This is a genomic window from Buttiauxella sp. WJP83 (assembly GCF_027594725.1).
GTDB classification, from domain to species: domain Bacteria; phylum Pseudomonadota; class Gammaproteobacteria; order Enterobacterales; family Enterobacteriaceae; genus Buttiauxella; species Buttiauxella selenatireducens.
In genome coordinates, this window is the sequence record NZ_CP110080.1 from 4111649 (window position 1) to 4129102 (window position 17454).

A 17454-nucleotide genomic window follows, 5' to 3' on the forward strand; every position below is an offset into this window, starting at 1 on the left:
GCTAAAACTCGAACTGATAAAGCAGATCAAGTGCCTGGTCGATACCAGACACCGCTTCCAGATACAGCTTAGGCATCAGGCGATAGCGCAGTGTTAGTGTCGCCAACGAGTCAAAAATACCCACGCCATATTTTACCTGGAGACCTGGCAGTACATAGCCACTGACCACCACCTGGGAAGAGTCCCCCACCCCTGCAGTGTCCAGCGCCAGGTTGCTTACGCCAAACGTCTCGCCGATTTTACCCACAACCTGGCCACTTTGTGCAACCCCTAAGCCAACAAGCATTGAGGTCATGGCGTTACCATCGTCCCCAGAAGTGTCTAAACCTTGCCCGCGAAGCAGGTAGGACAAGGCTTCTTGCTGTGGCATCGCCGGATCAGAAAATATTTCAGCTTTTGGCTCATCGGCCGTTCCTGTGACACGAACACCGGCAATAACGTCGTCTTCCGTCGCATCTGGATTACGAATTGCCTCGATGTTGAGTAACGGTTGGTCCGGTGGACCCGAGAACAACAGTATACCTTTACGAACGATCAGATCCTGTCCGTAAGCGTGGAATCGCCCTTCTGGAATGTTGATCTGCCCGTTAAGACCCAGTCCCTGCTTATCCTGAACCATTTTCAAATCGCCGTTCAAACGCGCTTTCAAACCAAACGCATCCAGACGCACGTTATCGCCGACGTGGATAACCAGATTACTGTTGATCGGTATCCCCGCACTTTGCGGTTTAATTGGCTTCAGGTTTTTATCCAGCATCACTTCGTCACTGGATACGCCGACCGAGCTTTCAGGCACGTCATGCACCACGATACGCGCCCACGGAATATCGACGCGGCCATCCAGCGTGAACAGACTCGGCGTCGCCACAAACTCAATATCAGGTGAAACGTCGAGGCGCACCATCGGTGGCACCGTAATGCGCACCTTATTGCCTTTCGCCGCCACACGCGCTCGCCAGTTATCGATTTGCGTCCAGTCCGCATCACCACTCAGAGCAATATCCCCTTGTTTGGTGCGCACCGTACCGGCAAGCGTTGAGTTCATGCCGTTAAAGTTCATGGCAATCTGGCTTGGCTGCATATCAAACGGCATAAAGTTACCATCAACATCGATGCCGTTAAGTTGCATTTGCCCAAACAGTTGCGGCCGCTCTGCGTTACCCGACAGGCGTAAGTTAGCGTTGAGCTTCCCGGCGGCTTTTTCCCCGCGTGAGAAAATTGAGTTAGCGATAGCCAAATCGAAGTTACGCATATTCACATTGCCGCCCAGATTACGACGGCCTTGAGGATCGGTAATCTGGACCTGGCCGTCGAACTGACCGTTTTGCGCGACGCGAATCAACCAGCCAAGTTGCGCCTGGTTATTCTTCAGTTGCGCATTCAGATTCAACGTATCAAACGCCACGCGCAGTGGGCTGTCGTTGACCATCTGAGTCACTTTCACCCCGCTACCTTGCAGCGTGACAGTACCTTGCGGCAGCCCCTTAGATTCACTATCCCAGCTCACATCCGCGCGACCCGTGAAAGTGCCCACGGCTTGGGTATCTGGTGGCATAAACGGCTTAATCATCGCGAGATCAAAGCGATTGAGATTGACCACCGCACGCCCTTTCGCGCCAGCATCAATCGCTTGTGGCACACAAAGCTCGGCATTCGGGTTGGTCCAACAATGTGGGCCGATATTAATCTTCTGCTCTTTATTGCGGTAATCAAGTGCCAGAGCGCGATTGAGCGACCACGGGCCAACCGGCGTTTCAAAGCGCGTATTGCTGAGATTGCCGCGCCAGCGTTCTTCTGCCCGGTCAAAACTCCCGCTCAAATCCAGTTGCCCGGACACCGGCTCGCCCTGAATACGCAATTGCAACTGATGCTGCTTTTCAGAACCTTTTGCCGCGAGGGTCACCAGGTTGATGGTGACGCCCGGTTGGGCAATTTGCTCAACGCGCAGATCCAGATTCCCGGAGATCTGATCGGTAGATTTCACATCCCCTTTCAGCAAAACGCGTGCAATGGACAGCTCTTGCCAGCGCAGATTATTCGCCGTGACATCCGCCAGTAATTGCGGCGCTTTCACGTCGCCACGCACTTTGATAAGACCTTTTGCCGTACCGCCAAGTCCGGGTAACGCGTTGTCCAGGCTCGGGGCGTCAATGTGGGCATCCAGCTCCAAATCTTTCGCACCCAGCTCGCCTTTAATATCTGCGCTGTTGCGCCCCAGCTCGACTTGCACACCGGGGATTTTCCACTGCATGTAGCTGTTACCGCTGAGTTTTCCGGCAACATTCACTTTGTTATTTTTGACATTACCCGCAAGCTTCAGCTCCGACACGTCCACCTGCCAGGTGCCGCCGTACAAACTGCCGCTGGTTTTCACCAGGCCATCAAGCTTCGCAGGCCATTCCGGGAATTCCTTCGCCGTGTTGATGCCGTCGAGTGTCAACTCACCGCGCCAGCTAATCGCTTTGCTCCAGTCGAGAACCGCTTTCAGGTCGGTGTTGCCCTGCAATGCGCTCACCCGTAGCTTGTCGAGGTTAAGCTGTTGCTCATTGCCTTTAGCATCAAGCGTAATGACGGCTGGCGGGAGTTGTTCGCCTTTCACTGCCGTACGCAATGACAGCGTATAGTCGGTCATCTTTCCGCTAAATTTCAGTTTCAGATTGTCTGCCTGGAACTCTTTTTTCCCGGTAAACGGCCAGTAAAGCTGTTTGCTCACCACTTCCAGATTAAGCGGCAAACCGGCCTCGGCAAGCTGGGTATGTGCGGTGAGTTCCATGTCGACTGGGCCTGAAAGATTCATGCCGACTTTCAGCACGTCTCGCAGTTCCCCGCCAATCTTCATCTTCACCTTTTCGCCTTTCACCGGATCGATATTGAGCGTGGTGTTTAAGGTGAGATCCACCGGCCATTTATCACGCAGCTCCGCGCTACCCGTGGCGTTGACCAGACCCTGGTTGGAATCGACGTCCAGCGCATCCAGTTTCAGTAAACCGTCGATGCTGCTGACCTTAAGCAGCAGTTTGCTAACCAGCAAATCGGTATCACCGGTGAGGCGCAACTGCGAACCACGAAACTCCTGAATATTCAGGTTTAGCGGCAGGTGCACATCGGTCATTTCTGGTAAAACAGGCTTTTGAAACAGCTGTTTGAGCGTTTCGCCCAGCGGTAATTCTTCCGGCTGTGGATTCTGGATCTTCGGCTCGACCACCTCTTCTTTGGCAACTTTGGCCACCTTCGGCAGCGCGATCAGTAACCCTTCAAGGTTAGTCGGCGTCACCGTCAGGTTGCGTTCTTGCCAGTTCAGGCCTGAAGTAAATTCCATTACCGAAACGGTGGTGCTATCAATCTTGATGTTGACGTTGTTGAGCGCCACACGGCTCAGCGTGATGGGATACGGCGTGGTGAGATTTAACGGACCAGTGTCTTCTTCCTGCACCGGTGCCGACGGCGGCATTTTTTTGGTGTCGACCACGACATCGATATCTTTGAGCGAGAGATTATTCACGCACAAACTGCTGTCGCGCAGGCAACCGAGTTTTACCGCAAGATTAATTTCACCGGCGGTCACATTGACCCCCGGCTGTTGGTATCGCAAACCTTTGATACTCAGGTTGCGCCACCCGCCGGTTACGCTCGTGATATCCAGCCCCGGCACCCAACGGTTGGCGGCATTAAATAAGACGTGCAGCCCGCTCGTCGTGCCCACCAGGAAACCGACTGCACCGATCAGCAACACCACAAAAAACAACACCGCGAGGCTTATCTTCTTCCAACGACTCATAGTTCAGGCCCCAAACCGATGTAAAACTGTAAACCGTGCTCATCTTTATCAGCCACAGGAACGGCAAGATCGAGCTTTATTGGCCCGACCGGCGACTGCCAGCGCACACCTACACCCGCGCCAGTTTTAAAGTTGCTCTGTTTGAAATCATTGACCGCTTCGCCCGAGTCAACAAACACGGCTCCCCACCATTTACCCGTCACGTTGTACTGGTATTCCAGTGAGCCGGTGATCATTTTGGATGCACCCGTCAGTTCGCCTTTGTCGTTTTCCGGTGAGACAGATTTATAGGAGTAACCACGAATACTGCGGTCGCCACCGGCGAAGAAACGCAAATCTGGTGGCACTTTGTCGAAGTCGTTGGTTTCAATCCAGCCCACATTGCCGCGCACCACGAAACGGTGTTTTTCCTGCAACGTTCGGATCCAGACTTGTTGTGCCTGAATAACGGCAAAGTCGACATCTGACCCCCACATGGTGTCGGAAACATCAACCGAGTAGCGTTGCGAATCCCCCCAGGTCGGCATCAAACCCCCACGCGAACGGGTACGGTTGAGGCTCAGACCCGGATAAAGCAGCATCGTGGTGTTGGTGACGTCTGCCTGAGTAAAGTGGTCGAGACTCCAGCGCAGGTTGATGGCATGTTGCCAGCCGCTGGATAAATCCCAGTATCGGGAGACTGCCAGCGTGCTGGAGTCGGATTTGGTATCGTTCAAGTCGGTCGCTTTAAAGCCACCCTGCACCAGATAGTATTGTTCTAGCGGGTTTTTAAGCAGCGGCACTTTGTAGCTGAAATCAACAATCTGTTCGGGTGCTGACAGACTGATGCTGCTGGTCAGGCTGTGGCCGTAAGAGTTCATCCACGGTTTTTTCCACGACGCTTTTAGGCGCGGCCCAACGTCAGTGGAATACCCCACACCCGTTTCAATGGTATTTTCTGTTCTCGGTGAAACAACGCCCGTTAATGGCAACACCTTGGTTTTGCGAGATTTATCAAAATCCGGCGCCACAACGACCGAATTAAACCAGCCCGTTGCCGATAAGCGGCGGTTTAACTCTGCCAAATCACTCGACTGGTAATAATCACCCGTCTTAAAAGGCACCAGATTTTGCAGATAATCTTCATTAATTTGTGAGCCTTCGAAGGTCACTGCGCCAAAACGGTATCGCTCACCGCTGTTGTAATCGATGTCCCAGAACGCCTGGTGACGCTCAAGGGAAACGCCGAGTTGGCTTTTGAGGAATTCACTGTCGAAATAGCCCTTTCGCAGCGCGATGCCGGAAAGATCTTTTTTGAAGCTGTCGTAATCGTGGTGATTAAGAACAGTGCCGATCTTCGGGCGTTCGCCCAATAACGCGATGTAGTCTTTATCATCACGCGCGCCGCCGCGCAGGATAACCTCGGTGCCGCCAATCAGCACAGGCGGGCCTGGATCGACTTTGGCGATTAAAACCTGGCGCCCTTTGGCCGGTGGTGGCCGCAGGTCGAATTCAATGGTTGGCTCATAATAGCCGAGCGCTTTCAAACCATTACGGATGGCATCGTCCACGCGCGCGCGGAAACGCCTGTCCGGCGTGACCTCATCCCCCTGGATGGTCGAAAGTTGGGCGCGTACGTTTTTTTGTAGCTCGCCGCTTAGCCCATCAACCTGTAAACGTACGTTGGCAGCTCCCGCCCACGTGCTTACCAGGCACAAACAGGCCGAGCAAAAAATACGGATTTGTGGCACGTTTTCTCCTGAATATCCTTGTTCCCACCCCTGGAAGGAAACGTTATGCCGCCCTTAGGCTTAACAAAACCCCAACAATTGGGGTTGAAAAATGCACAATAACCCAAATATTTCTTATATGTAATGTAGTTTTATAATGCGTGGTTATTGTCTGCAATATCACGCTTCGTTACAACCGCTCGACGGTTGTTGTTAAATTTTGCCGAAATCGGGAGAGCATGACTGATGAAATTATTTGAGAAAACCCATCCCGTGACCCAGTCAGAAGCGTTGCCTGGTCGCAACACCCCGATGCCGATCGCCACGTTGCATGCGGTAAACGAACACTCAATGACAAATGTACCAGATGGGATGGAAACTGCTTATTTTGCGATGGGTTGTTTCTGGGGCGTTGAACGTCTGTTCTGGCGGATGCCAGGGGTTTACAGCACCGCCGCAGGTTACGCTGGCGGCTTTACACCCAATCCGACCTACCGCGAAGTGTGCAGTGGCATGACCGGGCACACCGAAGCGGTACGTGTGGTTTACGATCCGCAAGTGGTGAGTTACGAACAATTGCTGCATGTGTTCTGGGAAAATCACGATCCGGCTCAGGGCATGCGCCAGGGCGGTGATGTCGGCACGCAATATCGTTCCGCGATTTATCCGCTGACGCCAGAGCAAGATAGCGCCGCACGCGCCAGCTTCGAACGCTTCCAGGACGCGATGGCTCTCGCCGGAGATGACCGTAAAGTGACAACGGAAATCGCCAATGCGGGTCCGTTTTATTATGCCGAAGACGACCACCAGCAATATCTGCATAAAAATCCGTATGGGTATTGCGGCATTGGTGGCATTGGCGTTTGTTTGCCGCCGCAAGCTTAAGAACTTTATTTATCAGGCAGAGATAGCACTTTGCCAGTATCGGAAAGGTTCCGTTCACCCGAGGTCTTTCGATATATGCAATCACCGAACCGGTGAACGTCATAGGGGAGCCGCCGTCGCTCCCCTATGGACCCCGACTCCCGGCCAATAAATCGCCGCAAGCGGTAAACCTCCATTTTTCCTCATTTTTAGAGTCGGTTGCGATTCGTTCCCGACGATCACAACCTCTCGCCGTTCCCGACGGCGAGACCCTAAAAATGAGGAAAAATGGAGGCGATTTAAGCCGGGCTCAACTCCCTCGCTTCCACTCCGCATTACAGCATGTACATTCTATCGCTTTAGATTTTCAGCAAAAAAAGGGCCGCATTGTCAGCCTGAACTTGCCGCGTCCCCCTTGTTCCCGGCTTAAATCGCCCCAGTTTTCCCCCTTCAGTCAGGGTTGAGCTGCCGGGAGCAGCGAAAGAGAGCGATCGTCGGGAACGAATCGCGAACGACCCTGAATGATGAGGGAAAACTGGGGTTTACCGCGTTAGCGGCGATTTATTGGCCGGGCGCCGAGGTCGCCAGGAGGATGGCGTAATCCTCCTGGCACGTTCACCGTTAGCAATAGTTACAGAGATAATCAGCCGCACGGGTGAACGGAAAATCTGCGAAGCTTACAGATCTTAACTTGGCAGGATTGTACAAACGGTTACCCGCGCTTCGTTTACGGGCAAATGAGGGCTGTGATATGTTATATGGTAACAATTATACCTCAATAATGATCCCATGCAGCCCTCCCAACTTTCTGAATCAGCGGAGACTTCACCGCTAACCACTCAGGCTCGTTACGCTTTAGCCCCCGCTCAGGCCATGCTAACCGCAAGATTAGTCTTTGGCTTAAGCGCCGTGATTTTCCTGATGATGGTGTTGGCGCTCATCGCCAGTATTTTCGAGCCCTCCTCCCGCTGGCCTGCATTGTTAACCAGCAATGGCGCTGCCCTGATTTTGCTTGCCGTCTCTTTATTTAATGCGCAGCGAATTTGCCAGTGGCGGGCGGCGAAGTTCTCGCCACAGCCACAACCTGAAGCCGCAGACGAAACCGAAATACCGCCGACGATTTACCAACGGCTTTGGGCGCTTATTCCCATCAACGTCAGCCGCATCAATGCGTTACTCAAGAGTGATGGCGTTTGGCTTGGGTTGATGGCGCTGTTTGCCCTGTTTGTCGCGCAGGCGGGAATATCTGCACATTACCTTGCGCTCGATGAGGGGAACCTGCGCTGGGTTGCAACCGGATTCCTTGCGGCAGCGATGTTTGCCACGTTGGTGGCTGAACGCCATCTGGCCGCCACTGCTGGCGAAGCCTGGCCTGAAGCAAAATTGATTGCGCCGCTACTACGCCTGACTCTGGCGGTGCAATTTCTCTCTTTGCCAACACTCATTTTCCCTACAGCCAATATCCCATTGCTGGTCAATCTCCCGGCCATTCTGGTTATTCTGGTCGCGCTTGAACTCCTGCTACGTGGCCTGCTTTCACTGTTCGTACCGCCAAATGAAGAAGGGTGCGAGCCACTCTTCCTCGCCCGAAGCCAACTGGCCGCGCAGCTGGTATGGCCCCCGCGCCCGTTGCTGTTTTTGCAGCATGAATTACATCAACACTTCGGCATCGATTTACGCCAACTCTGGGCGTTTACGGTACTGCGACGTGCTTTTATACCGGTGCTGTCGGTGATGGTGATTTGCGGTTGGCTGTTAACCGGACTGCAGCAAGTTTCTACCACCCAGCGTGGGATTTATGAACGCTTTGGTAAGCCCGTGAAAGTGCTGTCATCCGGCCTGCATTACGGGCTGCCGTGGCCGTTCGGACAAGTGATACTCACGGAAAATGGTCAGGTCCACGAATTAGCCGCCGGGGAAGAGCCCGATAGTACAACTGAACCTTTGGCAAGTGCGGAAGGCGGAGCGCCGCAAAGTGCCGACCGCCTGTGGGATGCTATCCATAGTTTTGATAAAGCACAGATTATTGCCAGCCAAAGCGGTAGCCAACAGAGTCTGCAAATCATTAATAGCGATGTGCGGTTTATGTGGCGCATTGGCATGAGCGACAACGCCGCGCTGGCCGCGACGTATCACAGCACCAACCTTCAGGAATTAATTCGCACCACGGCCAACCAGGTGTTGGTGCACCAGTTTTCCTCTCAAACGCTCGAACAGTTATTGGGTGAACAACGCAACGCCTTAGCTAACCAGATTAAACACGCGGTGCAGCAAAAGCTCGATAGCCTGCATTCAGGCGTCGAACTGCTCTCAACCGTGGTCGAAGCCATCCATCCTCCGGCAGGTGCTGCGGATGCTTTCCACGGTGTTCAGGCGGCGCAAATCTCCGCCCTGGCGCTGATTTCCCGTGAGCGCGGACATGCGGCTGAACTGGCTGCCAGCGCCCAAACCACCGCGACCACCCGCCAGAATCAGGCACAAATGAATGCCACGGACGTGACCAGCAAAGCGCAGTCTACGGCGGTGCGTTTCGCCGCACAAAAACAGGCGGTCGCGCAGTCGGGGCAGGTGTTTATTGATGAGTTATGGTACAGCCAGCTGCATCAGACCCTCGGCCACAGCCCATTGCTGATTATTGACCACCGCATTGGCGCAGGCTCGCCACCGACTATCGACCTGCGTGAATTTCCCTCATTAAACGAAGCCGCACGGCGCGATGCGTCTGCTAAACCGACACAGGAGTCCTCCCGTTGAGCCATTCACATCATCATGGTTGCGGTTGCCAACATAGCCACCCTTCTGATTCCGCCACGCCAAAGAAAGGAGCAGGAAAACGCATTGCGGGCGCGGGATTGTTGGTTGTGTTACTGATTGCTGCGGCAAGCCTTGTGCAGGTGCGCTCTGGCGAATCGCTGATCATCACCCGTTTTGGTAATCCGGTTCGTGTGTTGCTTGATCCTGGCATTGCCTGGCGATTACCCGCGCCTTTTGAAATGTCGACCGCCGTGGATTTGCGGCTGCGCACCACCTCAAGCGGGTTGCAGGATGTGGGCACGCGCGATGGCCTGCGGATTATTGTGCAGTCGTTTGCCGTCTGGCAGGTGGATAACACGCCAGAACATGTGCAGCGTTTTATGCGTGCGGTGCAAAACCAGCCGGACGAAGCAGCGCGGCAAATCCGTGCCTATTTAGGTTCGGCACTGGAAACCACCGCCAGCGGATTTACCCTGTCGCAGCTGGTGAATACTGACAGCCAACAGGTGCAATTGAACCAGTTTGAATCCCACTTGCAGGCGCAAATCAGCCAGCCGCTGTTAGAAAGCTACGGCATTCGCTTGGTGCAAGTGGGCACAGAACGCCTGACGCTACCAGCGGTGACGCTCAATGCAACGGTCGATAGAATGCGGGCCGAACGCGAAACCATTGCCACCGAACGCACCGCTGAAGGCAAACGGGCGGCGGCAGAAATCCGCTCAGCGGCTGAACGTGACGCACGTATTGTTGAAGCGCAGGCGCAAGTTCAGGCCGCTGGCATCGAAGCACAGTCTCAGGCACAGGCGGCAGAAATATATGGCAAAGCCTACGCCAGTTCACCGGAGCTTTATCGCCTGTTACGCCAGCTTGATGCACTCAGTGGCGTGGTGAATTCCAGCACTCGTCTGGTATTGCGCACCGACGCCGCACCGTTCCGCCTGCTAGTTGAAGGACCGAAGCTGGATAAAACTCATGAGTGATATTCAGACCAACAAACCTGCTGGCCCGTGGACACAGTCGATACGCCTCGCTTTTTACGCGCTGTACGGGTTAACGCTGCTGGCCGCTGCGTCGTGGTTGTTCTCTAACATTCGCCAGATCCCCGCCGACAGCCGCGCGGTGGTGCTGCATTTTGGCGCGGAGCAGCGCGTGGCCGAGCCGGGCTTGTTGTTAACCTGGCCGAAACCCATTGACGAGGTGGTGATGGTCCCCGCCCCCGATCGCGTTATTGAACATCACGTTACGGCGCTCCTGCGTTCGGCTGACGCACAGCATGCGGATGCTCGCGGCGATAGCAGCAGCGATGCGCTGGCTGGTTCAGGCTATCTGCTCACGGGTGATACGGCGGTGGTGCAACTGGATATCAGCGTGTTTTATCGCGTCATCACGCCTTTGGATTATGTATTGCAGGGCGAACACGTGATCCCGGCGCTCGACCGCCTGGTTCAGCGCGCAGCCATAGCCGTGTGTGCATCAAGGGATCTGGATACCATTCTGGTCGCACGTCCGGAAATGGTCAGCAGCGATTTGAATGTTGCCCAACAACGCGAACGCCTGCGGGCCGATGTGCAGCACGACATCGAACAGAATCTGCAACGCCTGACGCAATCGGGCAGTTCGCTGGGTATCACCCTTGAGCGCGTGACGGTGCAATCCACGCTGCCCACGCCTACCGTCACCGCCTTCAATGCGGTGTTAACCGCCAGCCAGCAGGCATCACAAGCTATTGCTACCGCGAACACCGATGCCTCTTTGATTCGGCAAAAATCCACGCAGCTTGCCGATCAGTTACGCCAGACCGCACAAGCGCAGGCGCGAGAAAACATGGCGAAAGCCCAGTCCGATACGGCGATGGTGAATCAACTGGCCAGCCGTCCAAACGACCCTGATTTATTAGCGCGAGTGTACCGCGAACGCATTGCGGCGATTCTGGCGCAGGCCGCATCCGTCATCACTGTCTCACCGAAAGATGATGCAAACCTGATCTTGCAAGCGGCCGGACAAAAGGAACCTTCGAAACCATGAGCACCCATTCAGTGAATCCCGGCGGTGCGCTGTCGCATCAAGAACAGCGGCAAATCACCCGCCAGCTCATCCTGGCGTTGACCGCTGGCGGCACGCTCATTTTGGGTTTGCTGTGGCGCGGCCTGGCACCCGATCAACTTGCCGTGGCCGATATCATATTGGGTTGCGCTTCGTTAATGGTCGGCATCCCGGTATTGCGCCACGCCTTTTACAGCCTGCGTTACCCCAGTTTGCACGGCATTACCGATCAACTGGTGGCGCTGGCACTGATTGGTTCGTGGGCAATCGGAGATTTGCTTACCGCCGCGTTGTTACCGCTGATTATGATCGCCGGCCACATCCTCGAAGAACGCAGCGTGATTGGCTCGCAAGAAGCCATTGAATCATTGAGCAAACTGACCCGCAGCCGGGCGAGACGCTTCGATGCAAACGGCAATCTGCATGAAGTCGATAATCAGGAACTGGTGGCGGGCGATATTGTGGAAGTGCGTGCAGGTGACAGATTGCCTGCCGACGGGCGCGTGCTGGAAGGCCAAGCCAGCCTCGACACCGCGCCGATAACCGGCGAATCCATTCCACAGGAAGTAAAACCCGGCATGAACGTATACGGTGGAGCGATAAATCTTGATGGCCGGTTACGCATCGAAGTCACTCACACGGGCGAAACATCAACGTTGGGTCGTGTCGTGGCATTAATGCAAAGCGCCGAGCAGGCCAGCCCGCCGATCACCCGTTTACTGGAACGCCACGCGGCGCGATATCTGCTACTGGTGTTACTGATTGCAGCCAGTACCTGGTTTTTAACGCAAAACACGCAGGCGATGTTAGCGGTATTGGTTGCTGCCTGCCCGTGTGCGCTGGTGCTTTCCGCACCCGCAACCTCCATTGCTGGCCTGACCGTCGCGGCGCGTCACGGTATTTTGATTCGCGGTGCGGCATTCCTCGAAGAGTTAGCCGAATTGAATGCGGTCATTATCGATAAGACCGGCACGCTCACGCACGGCAAACTGCAATTGCATGCGCTGCTCCCACAAGCAGGCGAATCGCCAGAAGCACTCTCTGCGCTGGCGGCAAGCCTGGGCGCAACCAGTAACCATCCCGTCAGTTGCGCGCTGGTGAATATCGCGCCGCAAAGTGCCTGGCCTGCGCTTGAAAATGTGTATGAACATCAGGGCCTGGGCGTCTCGGCAACCACGGTGGCAGGTGAGGCATTTCTCGGCAGGCATGAGCTTTTAAAAACCCAGGTTGTCGATTTACCCCAGGAGCCACAGCATGACGGGCCGATTGTTGGCCTGGTGCTGGCAGGCCGTTTTCGTGGCTGGATTTTACTGGCCGATAGCTTACGTAATGAGGCCGCCTGCGCCATGAAAGAGTTGCGTGAATTAGGGCTGAATCAGCAGTTATTACTGACCGGTGACCGCCAGGCTGTGGCAGAACGCATCGCGAAAAACGTCGGCATCAACAACGTTATCGCTGGTGCGTTGCCTGCGGATAAATTGCAGCAAGTCAGCGCACATATCGACAACGGTTTTCGGCCCATGGTGGTCGGTGATGGCATCAACGATTCACTGGCGCTAAAAGCGGGCGTCGTCGGCGTAGCAATGGGCGCAGGCGGCTCAGATATCGCGATGGCATCAGCAGATATCGTATTGATTGGCGGTGATTTACGCCGCCTGGGAACCTGCGTACGATTAAGCCGTCTGTGCCGCCGCACTTTACAGATAAACGTGATGATTGGCCTGGGCTGGACGCTGGTGATTGTTGCCGCTGCGGCGTTTGGCTGGCTGGGTGCGTCCGGTGCGGTGATTGCGGCTGTTCTGCATAATATGAGTACACTGCTGGTACTGGGTAATGCAGGACGGTTGTTAAGGTTTGAGGAGAAGTTAAGCGGCTAAGTCATCCATCAAAAAGGCCACCTGTTTGGTGGCCTTAAACAATGGGTTTTCAGGTTATCTTATTTGGCTCGATATGCCCTATCAGTGAAGTTCAAGTCTAACCAACTCCATCGGGCAGAAGACACCTTCACAACCTTCGATTTCAACACATTCAGAACGACGAATTTGTTCGGCTGATTTACCTTCGCCGTGAATGGTTTTAATGACACCAGTCAGACCCTTATTGAACACCATAACCCGGCTGCCAGTTGAGATAGCGTTACGGTAGCAATCATAGGTCAACATCATCATTCCTCCTTTATTTGATGTATCCAGATGAGATGATTTAGCGGCAAATAAATAGCTCTTGAACGGTAAAAATGTTTTGAGCTAAGTCAAAATTTTATAAATTTCAGAGGCTCAAGAAAAGACCTAAGTCGATCAGCTGAACAACGTGTTTTAACCACTCGCTCACAGCAGCCCGATGATGGATTTATGGCTGGTTTCGTGCCAATGTCGTCATCAAACTGGTTCTGCTCTAAGGATCCCAACATGACCCCTTTTCATCAACTGACTGCTACCAGCCTGCGTGGCCAGCTCATCTCAATGGCCGACTACGCAGGTAAACTGGTTCTGGTGGTGAATACCGCCAGCCATTGTGGCTTCACGCCGCAATACACGGGCCTTGAAGCGCTCTACAAGAAGTACGCCGCCCAGGGGCTGGTGGTGCTTGGTTTCCCCTGCAACCAGTTCGGAAAGCAGGAACCCGGCGACGCCGACGAAATCGCGCAGACCTGTCACATCAACTACGGTGTGAGCTTCCCGATGTTCGAGAAAGTGGAAGTCAACGGTGCGGGTACGCACCCAGTGTTTGGTTACCTGAAAGAAGAGTTGCCCGGCGTACTGGGTGGGCGGATCAAGTGGAACTTCACTAAATTCCTTATCGGGCGCGACGGCAAACCGATCAAGCGTTTTGCACCCTTCACCACCCCAGAGAAAATGGAAGCCGCAATCCTTGCTGCACTTAAAATCTAAGTGTTCCTGTTTTTCGAGCCATCCCCCCTATTTCTTAGACTTTCCTCATAAATTCGCTCCGGCGGGTTATATTTAAATTATCTCAATCATGTTCGAGAACAGGGAAATGATGATTCGTTTAACCTCGCTGGCCTTCGTGCTTGCCGCCGTGACTCACAGCGCACTGGCGGTGACCTATCCTCTGCCACCGGAAGGGAGTCGCCTGGTCGGTAAATCGTTTGTTATCACCGTACCGGAGGGCAATACCCAACCTCTGGAGTATTTTGCTGCACAGTACGATCAGGGGTTCAGCAATATGACCGAGGCCAACCCCGGCGTGGATGTGTTCCTGCCGCGCGCCGGAACGCCGCTGACCATTCCTCAACAACTGATTTTGCCGGATACCGCACGTCAGGGCATTGTGATAAACACCGCTGAGATGCGCCTGTATTACTACCCGGAAGGGAGCAACACGGTGCAGGTTCTGCCGATTGGTATCGGTCAGGCGGGGCGGGAAACGCCGCGTAACTGGGTGACTCATGTGGAACGTAAGCAGGAGGCCCCGGCCTGGACGCCAACGGCGAACACCCGTAAAGAGTACGCCCGCGAGGGTAAAACCCTGCCAGCATTCGTGCCGCCGGGGGAAGATAACCCGATGGGGCTGTATGCCATTTACATCGGCAAGCTGTACGCCATTCACGGGACCAACGCCAACTTTGGCATCGGCCTGCGGGTGAGTCAGGGCTGTATCCGCCTGAGGAAAGACGATATCAAATACCTGTTCGATAACGTGCCGGTCGGCACACGCGTGCAGTTTATCGATCAGCCGGTGAAAACCACCCTCGAGCCAGACGGGCAGCGCTGGCTTGAAGTACACGAGCCGCTGTCGCGTAACCGTGCCGAGTTTGAATCTGACCGGAAAGTCCCGCTGCCAATGACCACGCAACTGCGTAATGCCACCGAAGGGGCGGGCGTGGATGCAAGCGTAGTCAGCGCTACGCTGACGCGTCGTTCCGGGATGCCGGTGATGATTAACACGGGTTCGATAAAAGCCGGGCAGTTCTAAAACTCGCGGGAGCGAGAACGGCGAACAAACGCGCAACCGATTCATTAATCCAGAAAAAGCGTACCTTCAGCGCCACGCATTGGTTAAAGTAATCGTTTGCGTATAAAGGAATAGCCCGATGATCATCAAAAAAACATGTCTGCTGGCGCTGTCAGCGTGTTGCCTGGTACTGCCTTCCCTGAGTTTTGCCCAGCCGTCACCAAAAGGCCCGATTGTGGTTCAGGGCGCAATGCCAATCGAAGCCGAACATTTTGCTCAACGCCTGGATAACCCGAAGCAACAGCAGATTGGCGGCTGGCGTTTCTGGAGCGGCACAGTGGACGGTTATCCCGTGGTGGTTTCTGAGACATTGAAGGGCATGTCAAACGCCGCTGCGGCCACAGCGATTGCCGCCACCCAGTTTCATCCTGTTGCAATCATTAACCAGGGCACGGCAGGCGGCCACGACCCGGCGTTGAACGTGTATGACATCGTGCTGGGCAAATACTCCGTCAACCTGGGTGCGTTCAAAACTCCGCACAAACTGAAAGGTGAAGGCAGCGATTCCGTGCAGTGGAAACCGATGGATCTGTTGGCCTCTAAAGGCAGTGCCGGTGAAGATAAAACCCCGCACACCATCCGTAAATTCCCGGGTGACGCCCAGTTACTTGCGGTTGCGGACAGCGTTAAAAGCACCTACACCCGAGGTAAAGTGGTGGATGGCGTGATTGGTTCGGCGGATATCTGGGACAGCGAACTGGACAGAATCAGCCATTTCCACACGACCTATCAAACCTCTGCGGAGGAGATGGAAACCGCGTCAGCCGCGCAAACCGCAGCGGCATTTTCGATCCCGTTCGTCGGGATCCGCGTGTTATCCAATAACATCACCAACGATGGCAAATACGATCCGCAAACCGGCCTGGCCTGTCAGGACTATGTGTATCAGGTAGTGAAGGCGTACGTTGCTAAACTGGATGCGGATAAAAAGTAAGACGGTAAATTGACTCGCGCCAGGATTGTCATGATCCTGGCGATTTCTGTCAGGGTGAGGAGGTAGAATCTAATCAAAGCTGACAGTCCGGTTTGAGCGAGGAGTGGACCTTGGATTACCGCATGTTATCTAAATGTAACTGATTATTTTTAATGGGATACTTACAAGTGCAGTTAGCATACATCTTGCAAAGAGGATCAACTGTCAGCAGTGTTCATATAGTTGCCCGCTGGAGATAGCATGCCCATAAGTACGCTTTGCTGGTAATAACCCTGTATTTATATACAGCGTGCTGTGGGCGTAAATTTATCAACTTAAATCGTTTACCTAGTAAATTTTTGGTCAGCGGTTTTGTGTATTAATTTTATTCTGAACCATGGGCTTATTTAAGACTAATGCTATATTAAGATTATCTTGTACTTTAAAAAGAGCGTATTCATCGTAAACAGTATGATAACCATAAGATATTAAAAAATTCTCAAAGAACTCTTCTGACATATCTGGGAACATATTATATTTAAATGGTGTAGATCCTGATATAAAACCATGTTTATCAATAATTACATCATTAACTTTATCGTTAATACGATAGGTGAATATAAACCCCATCTTGCTAGTCAATACGATATTGTTAAAAATCTGCACCCTTTTATACAAGCGATTATCAAAATTTTTTAATGTAAGTGAGCTCTCTACATCACAATCGATAACCTCTCCAGACTTCGTAATCACAGAAAAAGATAGTCGTTCAAAAACATCAATCGAAACAGGGCCGTTCTGATCATAAATATCGCTATATTTAGGGACGTCAATCAATTTAGCATCATAGCCTTTCAAAACGAGAGGGTCCTCAAACTTTATTAATTCAATACTACCTTTACTACCAATCTTCATATTTACTGAAGATATGATAATTGAATTATCTCTTTTATTTGAAATAACAAAGTTCGTGACATGTGAATCATACAATTTTCCACTGCTAATACTATACGAAACACATATTTTCTTTGTTACCTTTTGGTATCCAAAGTAAATAGTAAAGCCTGTTGCAATTACAGTCAGCAGCTTTATATCAAAAATAGAATACAGCCACACAAGTCCATCGATAACATTTTGGTTTATCATCCCACATCCATTTTTCATCAATGTTATTAACATCCCTCATTATAAAGGGATTGTCAATTAAGCCGCTATATCTGCCGAAAGACAGAACTCAGGTAAATTAGTACTCACCAGCGCTTCAGTGAACAGCTGTGGCACGCATTGTAGCAACGCACAACCGGCTTGTCTTTCGCATACTTCTGTAAGTATCCTGCCAAGGCGGACTCGGCACTTTAGATATCTAACCTAACATGTCGTAATGTCCAAGATGTCCGCATTTGACACAGAGAGGCCTG

General features: G+C 53.1%; 12 protein-coding genes. 8 read left to right on the forward strand and 4 right to left on the reverse strand.

Annotated elements, in window-relative coordinates; all coding sequences use genetic code 11:
* Position 1: 1 nt before the first annotated feature.
* Together tamB and tamA are read right to left on the reverse strand one after the other, a co-directional pair.
* The gene (gene tamB / locus OH773_RS18970; protein WP_270140949.1) at positions 2–3778 is read right to left on the reverse strand and encodes an autotransporter assembly complex protein TamB; all 3777 of its coding nucleotides are present in this window, start codon (positions 3776–3778) and stop codon (positions 2–4) included.
* Complete coding sequence (gene tamA / locus OH773_RS18975; protein WP_270140951.1) at positions 3775–5508, reverse strand: autotransporter assembly complex protein TamA; 1734 nt, start codon at positions 5506–5508, stop codon at positions 3775–3777. Before tamA ends, tamB begins: the two co-directional genes overlap by 4 nt.
* Before the next feature lie 225 nt (positions 5509–5733).
* Here tamA and msrA point away from each other — a divergent pair, with 225 nt between their 5' ends.
* From msrA to OH773_RS19000, 5 genes are all read left to right on the forward strand, one after another.
* Positions 5734–6372, forward strand: coding sequence for a peptide-methionine (S)-S-oxide reductase MsrA (gene msrA / locus OH773_RS18980; RefSeq protein WP_270140953.1), 639 nt, complete (start codon positions 5734–5736; stop codon positions 6370–6372).
* 768 nt (positions 6373–7140) lie between these two features.
* Positions 7141–9105 carry a protease modulator HflK gene (gene hflK / locus OH773_RS18985; RefSeq protein WP_270140955.1) on the forward strand — a complete coding sequence of 655 codons (1965 nt, stop codon included), beginning with the start codon at positions 7141–7143 and terminating at the stop codon, positions 9103–9105.
* Positions 9102–10085, forward strand: a complete 984-nt coding sequence (gene hflC / locus OH773_RS18990; protein WP_270140957.1) for a protease modulator HflC — start codon at positions 9102–9104, stop codon at positions 10083–10085. The genes hflK (OH773_RS18985) and hflC overlap by 4 nt, the downstream gene beginning before the upstream one ends.
* The gene (gene hflK / locus OH773_RS18995) at positions 10078–11130 is read left to right on the forward strand and encodes a protease modulator HflK (RefSeq protein ID WP_270140959.1); all 1053 of its coding nucleotides are present in this window, start codon (positions 10078–10080) and stop codon (positions 11128–11130) included. The genes hflC and hflK (OH773_RS18995) overlap by 8 nt, the downstream gene beginning before the upstream one ends.
* Positions 11127–13025 carry a heavy metal translocating P-type ATPase gene (locus OH773_RS19000; protein ID WP_270140961.1) on the forward strand — a complete coding sequence of 633 codons (1899 nt, stop codon included), beginning with the start codon at positions 11127–11129 and terminating at the stop codon, positions 13023–13025. The genes hflK (OH773_RS18995) and OH773_RS19000 overlap by 4 nt, the downstream gene beginning before the upstream one ends.
* Positions 13026–13106: 81 nt before the next feature.
* Here OH773_RS19000 and ydfZ read toward each other — a convergent pair whose 3' ends face one another.
* Positions 13107–13310, reverse strand: a complete 204-nt coding sequence (gene ydfZ, locus OH773_RS19005) for a putative selenium delivery protein YdfZ (protein WP_139878030.1) — start codon at positions 13308–13310, stop codon at positions 13107–13109.
* Between the two features lie 246 nt (positions 13311–13556).
* On the opposite strand from ydfZ, the gene OH773_RS19010 reads away from it, so the two are divergent.
* From OH773_RS19010 to OH773_RS19020, 3 genes are all read left to right on the forward strand, one after another.
* Positions 13557–14039 carry a glutathione peroxidase gene (locus tag OH773_RS19010; RefSeq protein ID WP_270140963.1) on the forward strand — a complete coding sequence of 161 codons (483 nt, stop codon included), beginning with the start codon at positions 13557–13559 and terminating at the stop codon, positions 14037–14039.
* A gap of 106 nt (positions 14040–14145) precedes the next feature.
* On the forward strand, positions 14146–15084 hold the full coding sequence (ldtA, locus tag OH773_RS19015; RefSeq protein ID WP_270140965.1) for a L,D-transpeptidase: 939 nt from the start codon (positions 14146–14148) through the stop codon (positions 15082–15084).
* A gap of 118 nt (positions 15085–15202) precedes the next feature.
* Positions 15203–16057: a 5'-methylthioadenosine/S-adenosylhomocysteine nucleosidase gene (locus OH773_RS19020; RefSeq protein ID WP_270140967.1), complete on the forward strand. Its 855-nt coding sequence runs from the start codon at positions 15203–15205 to the stop codon at positions 16055–16057.
* A 342-nt stretch (positions 16058–16399) separates the two neighbouring features.
* Here the strand turns inward: OH773_RS19020 and OH773_RS19025 are convergent, their stop codons facing one another.
* A complete protein-coding gene (locus tag OH773_RS19025) occupies positions 16400–17182 on the reverse strand; it encodes a hypothetical protein (protein ID WP_270140969.1) in 783 nt (260 codons plus the stop codon).
* Positions 17183–17454 lie beyond the last annotated feature (272 nt).